This is a genomic window from Cellulosimicrobium sp. I38E, from assembly GCF_001647255.1.
Taxonomy (GTDB): domain Bacteria; phylum Actinomycetota; class Actinomycetes; order Actinomycetales; family Cellulomonadaceae; genus Cellulosimicrobium; species Cellulosimicrobium cellulans_E.
Map to the genome: position 1 here is coordinate 1 of NZ_LUAZ01000095.1, position 4,485 is coordinate 4,485.

Here is a 4,485-nt window from a genome sequence, read left to right on the forward strand (position 1 = left end):
CCAGGGTGCGTCGAGCGGTGGCGCCGGACCCCAGGGTGCGTCGAGCGGTGGCGCCGGACCCGCCCGCGGATCCCGCGCCACCGCTCGACGCACCCTGGAGGGCGGCACCGACGCCGCCGGCGACGGCCGCGCCGCCGGACGTCGGGAGCGCCGTCCCGACGAGGCCGAGCGCGCCCACGCCGAGGACCAGCGGCGCGATGACGGCGCGCATGCCGTGCGACACGTCGCCCAGCTCGAGCACGAGCGCGCGGCACTCGCCGCAGCCGTCCAGGTGGGACTCCACGCGCGCGGTCTCGCGCTTGGCGAGCCCGCCGCGCACGTACGAGCCGAGGAGCGCGTTGACCGCGCGGCACTCCTCTGCGGGGACGGACGTGAGGTGCTGCTGGAGGTATGCCTGGCGCAGCCCCTCGCGCGCCCGGTAGGCGAGCGCGGAGACGCCGTTCGCGGTGAGGCCGAGGATCGGCGCGATGTCCGCCGGTGAGAGGTTCTCGACCTCCGTGTACCAGAGGACGGCGCGCCAGCGCTCGGGGAGGTCCTGGTAGGCGCGCGTGACCGTCGAGCGCTCGAACCCCTCGAGCGTCGGGTCCTCGGTGGACGCCATGGGGCCGAACGCGGTCTCGAACGTGCGCTCGTCGTCGGTCGGCTGGGTGCGCCGAGCGCCGTTGACGAGGTCGTAGGAGAGGCGCCGGACGACGGTGAAGAGATAGGCGCGGAAGGTGACGTCGGGGCCGCCCCCGCCCTGGAGCACGGACAGCGTGCGGGCGAACGCGTCGGAGACGACGTCGTCGGCGTCGGCCGTGGACCGGACGTACTGGCGCGCGACCGTGCGGGCCGCGGCGGCGTGGCGCTCGTACAGCACACCGTAGGCGCTGGTGTCGCCCTCGCGCACGGCCGTGATGAGCTCGGCGTCGCTGAACGCCTCGCTCCACACCCGTTCCTGCGCCTGCGTCATGTCACCCGCCCCGGAGACCGCCCCGCTCCGAGGCGTACAGCGGCCATAGTAGACGCCCGTCCAACTTCGGGGCAGGGGGCTTCCGACGACAGAACGGTAACGGCCGGAGTCCTCCCCTTTCGCCCGATTTCACCCCGGACGCGGCGTCCCGGAAACTCGTTCGTCGACCCGCGTCATGGATCGGCTGCTCGCCCGTCTCATCTACATGGACCACCTCCACGGGTACACCGTGCCCGCTCCCGACGCCGTGCGCGAGCGCTGGCGTCGGGCGAGCGCCGAGAGCGTCTGGCTGCGACCGGGCGACTGGTACCACCCTGCCGTGGACGCCCTCGTCGAGGCGCTGTGCGAGGAGCGGGACGGGACGCCGGCCGCCGAGCGGCTCGGCCGCGTGCGGGCCGAGGCGGGCGTCGGGATCGGCGAAGCCATCGACGACGTGGTGTGCCTGTACCGGGCGCACGACCGCGAGCCCGGGACCGACCTGCTCCGCGCGGTCGCGGTCGGGTGGTCCGACGGCTACGAGGCGACCCCCGTGACGCCCGAGGTCATGGACCCCGAGTCCGGTCTCGCGACCTCCCAGTACCTGGTCCAACGGCTCCGGGAGACGTACGGCGTCGCACAGCGCGCGGGGGTCGACGCCGCGGCGTCGCACGGCCTGCTCGTCGTGGACGTCGCGCTCGACCACCTGACCGGGTGGCAGCGCTTCGCCCGGTCGGCAGCGATGGGCCGCGCGCTCACGCACACGTTCGGCGACGGCCATCCCATGGCGTCCCTCGGCAACGGGCTCTTCGTCGTGCTCGGGGAGCGCGGCGCCGACGACGACACCCTGCGCACCGTGCTCCGCCACAACATCGAGCGCACGGGCCTCGCGCTGGGGGTGACGGCGATCCTGCGCCGACCTCCGCGCGTCTGGCTCGAACCGCTCCCCCGCACCCACTCCGCCGCCGTCCAGCTCCTCGACGCGCTCCAGCGCTGACGCACGACGACGCCCCGGCCACGCGGGCGAGCGCGTGGCCGGGGCGTCCCGTGTCGGGGGGGGCGACTGCGGTCGGCGTCAGCGCGGGGTGAAGGTGAGGCAGTCGGCCTTGTCCTCGCCGGACGCGCCGGCGCCCACGCGGATCGACGGGGCCGAGCACTCGAGCGAGGAGTTGTGGACGCACTCGGTGCGCTGGCAGGCCCCGACGTGCGCGAGCACCTTCTCGAGACCGCCCTTGGTCCCGAGCGGGATGAAGGTCGCGCACTCGGCGTCGCCCGCGTGACCGGCGATGGTCACCGCGCCGGCGTGGCACCCGTGGTCGTGGTTGTAGCCGCAGCCGTCGATGGAACACTCGACGACCTGGGGCATCTCCGTGAGGCTGCTCATCGCGATCTCCTGTTCTCCGAGGTCCCGTGGGGGGGCCGGGCTTCCGTGTCCACGGTATTCCTGGAATTCCACGGTGTATAGCAAGGAAGGCCTTGCTAAGAAATGCAGGAATAGCACGGAATTAGCGCACGGCATTCTTGCAAAAATGCGTGACCAGGGACGACGCAGGGGCCCTCGTCAGGAGGGCAGGAGAGGCGTAGCGTCGGCTCATGGCCCCCTCGCTCGGCGCGCCGCTGTTCTCGGGTGCCGACGCCGACCTGTACGCGGTCGGCGCCGACCGCGTCCTGCGACGCTCGCGCTCGGGGGCGGACACGGTCGGCACCGCCGAGGTCATGCGGCACGTACGCGCCGCGGGCTTCCCCGCCCCGCGCGTCGACGCCGCCACGGACGGCGACCTCACCATGGAGCTGCTGCGCGGGCCGACGCTCCTGCAGTCGATCCTCGGCGGCCGGACGTCGCTCGCCGGATCGGCCCGGATCCTCGTCGCGCTGCACGACGCGCTCCACGCGGTCCCGCCCCCGGCGCCGGACGAGCCCGCGTACGAGGCGCTCACCGCGCCGTCCTTCGCGACCCTCGACGCACCCGGTGCCGGGGCGCCGTGCGTCCTGCACCTCGACCTGCACCCGGCGAACGTCGTGCTCACCGCCGACGGCCCGGCCGTCCTGCACTGGACGAACGCCCGGCTCGGGCCGGCCGGGCTCGACCTCGCCGTGACCGCCGTCGTCCTCGCGGAGGTCGCCGCCGACGAGGACGACGAGCTCGCGCCGGGCGCGCGGGTCCTGCTGGACGCGTTCCTCCACCTCGCCGACCCGGTGCTCCTGCGGCACCTCGACGCCGCCGCGCGGACCCGCGCCGCGGACCCGGGCCTCGACCCCTCGGAGGTCGCGCTCGTCCCCGCCGCCGTGGCGCTCGTCGCGCGCGAGGCCCGTCGGAGCTGAGACCCGGGCGGGACAGCCGGGGTCAGGACCTCGCGTCGTCGGGCCGGGGCCGCCAGATGACGAGCGCGCGCGCCTCGCCGTGCTCGACGAGCGTCTCGCGCAGCGCCTCCTCGACCCCGCGGCGCACGCTGCGCCCGCGCGGCACGACGACGACGTCGCCGCTCGCCGCGGCCGCGAACACGCGGCCGCCCGGCTCGACGCGCGCCGAGAGCGCCTCGATACGGCGCTCCAGCCGCTCGACCTGCGACTCCAGCGCGAGGATGCGCTGGATGCCCGCGAGGTTGATGCCCTCGTCGTGGCTGAGCCGCTGCACCTCGAGCAGCTTCGCGACGTCACGCAGCGAGTAGCGCCGTCCCCGGCCCGCGGTGCGGCGCGGCACCACCAGGCCGAGGCGGTCGTACTGACGCAGCGTCTGCGGGTGCATCCCCGCGAGCGCCGCGGCCTGGGAGATGACGAGGACCGGGGCGTCCTGGTCGACGTCGCTGCCGGGAGCCCGTCCGGCGGCGCTCCGCGCGTCGTCGCCGACCGACGGATGATCCTGGTAGGCCATCACGGCCTCCCTCACTCCGCGGCCTGGCGGACCAGGTCGGCGCGCACGTCCTGGCCGTCCGTCTCGGCGGCGAACGCCTCGACCGCCTCGCGCGCGGCCTTCGAGAGCTTCTGCGGCACCGCGACCTGGACGGTGACGAGCAGGTCGCCGGTCGCCTTCGCGGTCTGCACGCCGCGGCCCTTGACGCGCAGCGTGCGGCCCGACGGCGTCCCGGCCGGGACCTTGACCTTGACCGACGTCCCGTCGAGCGTGGGCACGCTGATGGTCGCCCCGAGCGCGGCCTCGGCGAACGTCACGGGGACGGTCGCGCGGAGGTTGGTGCCGTCGAGGGAGAAGACGGGGTGCGGGGTGACGTGCACGGTGACGACGAGGTCGCCGTCGGGACCGCCGGCCATGCCCGGGCGGCCCTTGCCGCGCAGCCGGATCTTCTGGCCGTCGCGCACGCCCGGCGGGATGCGGGTGGTGACGTTGCGGCCGTCGACCGTGAACGTCACGGTCGAGCCCTCGACCGCCTGGCGGAACGGGAGGGTCGTGGCCGCGGCGACGTCCGCACCGGCCCGCGGGCGGGGACCGCCGCCGAACTGCTGCGCGCCCGCGGGCCGGTGCGGACGTCGCGGTCGAGGGCTCGACCGCGTTCCGCCAGGCGGTCGAGGGCTCGACCGTGACGTTCACGGTCGACGGCCGC

At 75.0% G+C, this 4,485-nt stretch carries 5 protein-coding genes and 1 pseudogene; 2 read left to right on the forward strand and 4 right to left on the reverse strand.

Annotated features, from left to right (window positions below; genetic code table 11):
- Window positions 1-952, reverse strand: a 952-nt coding sequence (locus tag A0J59_RS20895; RefSeq protein ID WP_156533223.1) for a sigma-70 family RNA polymerase sigma factor, incomplete at its 3' end; no start/stop codon positions are given.
- Window positions 953-1,127: 175 nt separating this feature from the next.
- Here A0J59_RS20895 and A0J59_RS20900 point away from each other — a divergent pair.
- Window positions 1,128-1,925, forward strand: a complete 798-nt coding sequence (locus tag A0J59_RS20900) for a hypothetical protein (RefSeq protein ID WP_255365394.1) — start codon at window positions 1,128-1,130, stop codon at window positions 1,923-1,925.
- Between the two features lie 78 nt (window positions 1,926-2,003).
- Here the strand turns inward: A0J59_RS20900 and A0J59_RS20905 are convergent, their stop codons facing one another.
- Complete coding sequence (locus A0J59_RS20905; protein WP_047234443.1) at window positions 2,004-2,312, reverse strand: DUF1540 domain-containing protein; 309 nt, start codon at window positions 2,310-2,312, stop codon at window positions 2,004-2,006.
- A gap of 209 nt (window positions 2,313-2,521) precedes the next feature.
- Here A0J59_RS20905 and A0J59_RS20910 point away from each other — a divergent pair, with 209 nt between their 5' ends.
- Window positions 2,522-3,250 (forward strand): phosphotransferase family protein, encoded by a 729-nt coding sequence (locus A0J59_RS20910; RefSeq protein ID WP_064317341.1) that lies wholly within the window; start codon window positions 2,522-2,524, stop codon window positions 3,248-3,250.
- A gap of 22 nt (window positions 3,251-3,272) precedes the next feature.
- On the opposite strand, the gene A0J59_RS20915 is transcribed toward A0J59_RS20910, so the two are convergent.
- Window positions 3,273-3,674: a heat shock protein transcriptional repressor HspR gene (locus A0J59_RS20915; protein ID WP_047234447.1), complete on the reverse strand. Its 402-nt coding sequence runs from the start codon at window positions 3,672-3,674 to the stop codon at window positions 3,273-3,275.
- 137 nt (window positions 3,675-3,811) lie between these two features.
- A pseudogene (locus A0J59_RS20920) lies at window positions 3,812-4,381 on the reverse strand (DnaJ C-terminal domain-containing protein); the annotation flags it as partial.
- Window positions 4,382-4,485: the final 104 nt, after the last annotated feature.